At 69.5% G+C, this 662-nt stretch carries 1 protein-coding gene; it reads left to right on the top strand.

Features of this window, described 5'->3' with window-relative positions; all coding sequences use genetic code 11:
• Positions 1-662 (top strand): hydantoinase/oxoprolinase N-terminal domain-containing protein (locus tag ABGB08_RS54710; protein WP_347608575.1); only part of this gene is annotated, 662 nt, incomplete at both ends.

Genomic DNA, 662 nt, shown 5'->3' on the forward strand with positions numbered 1-662 from the left:
TGCGCGAGCAGGTCGGGCTGAGCGAGGCGGAGTTCTATCCGGCGATCGACCGGTTCGTGCTCGGCAACACCATCGTCACCAACGCGGTGGACGAGCAGAAGTACGCCCGGGTGGGGCTGCTGACCACCCAGGGATTTCGGGACACGTTGAGGATCGCCCGCTCCGCGCGTACCGATGAGCGCGACTCGCACAAGCTGGCGCCGCCGCCGGACATCGTGGACCGGCGTCTCATCGTCGAGGTGCCCGAACGCGTCGACGCGCACGGGACCGTGCTGGTGCCGCTGTCGCCCGGCGCCATCAGTACGAGCGTGGAGCAGGTGCTGGCGGCCGGGGCCGAGTCGATCGCGGTGTGCCTGCTGTGGTCCTTCCGCAACGACGCGCACGAGCGGGCGATCGCCGGATACCTGAGCGAGCACCATCCGGACGTGCCCTACTCGCTGTCCAGCGCACTCACCCCGGTGTATCGGGAGTACGAGCGTATGGTGACGACGGCGCTGGACGCGGCGGTCAAGCCGATCGTCGCGGCCCACTTCCAGCAGCTCGCCGACGCACTGGCCGCGAAGGGGCTCCACCGCACGGTGCAGATCATGCAGGTGCACGGCGGGTTCCTCTCGGTCCAGGAGACCGCGCGGGCGCCGATCTCGATGTTCAACTCGGGCCCG

The organism is Acrocarpospora sp. B8E8 (assembly GCF_039871605.1).
Lineage (GTDB): Bacteria > Actinomycetota > Actinomycetes > Streptosporangiales > Streptosporangiaceae > Acrocarpospora > Acrocarpospora macrocephala.